Origin of the sequence: Paracoccus bogoriensis (assembly GCF_019431455.1) — a bacterium.
Classification (GTDB): domain Bacteria; phylum Pseudomonadota; class Alphaproteobacteria; order Rhodobacterales; family Rhodobacteraceae; genus Paracoccus; species Paracoccus bogoriensis.
The window spans coordinates 1-486 of sequence record NZ_JAHYSR010000064.1; the positions used below are offsets into that span (position 1 = coordinate 1).

Consider the following 486-nt stretch of genomic DNA (forward strand, 5'->3'; position numbering starts at 1 on the left):
CGCATCGAGGTGACGCGCGACCAGTGCATCCATGCTGACATTCGCCCGGATCAGGCTGGCGTCGATGTGAACGGTTTCAGCCGAAATGAGGCCCGCCGACTGGCATTGCCGGACGACACGCGTGAACACCCGGCGAAAGACATCCTCGCCCCAGCGTTGCCGGAGGCGGGTCAGCGAGGAATGATCCGGCAAGGCCTCGTGCAAGGCGTAGCCGATGAACCCGCGGATCGCGAGATGGACCTGGTTCGGCCTCACCCCTCGAACCGGTGGCGGGGCGGGCCTCACCGCGCATCAGGCGCCGGTCATGCACGATGCCGAGCAAAAAGCCCGCCAGCATCAGGCGTCCGTCCGGCGGGGCGATGATCCCCCGGATCATCGCCTTTGTCCGCCTCACCTTCGGGATCGGTGCCGGGGCGTCCGTTGTCGACGCGATAGAGGGCAGCCACTTCGCCGCGAAGCCACGAAAGGTCGAGAACCTGATCGATC

1 pseudogene is annotated in these 486 nt (G+C 66.3%); it reads right to left on the reverse strand.

The annotated features are described in order from the left end of the window. Positions 1-486, reverse strand: a pseudogene (locus tag KY389_RS15570) (transposase); the annotation flags it as partial.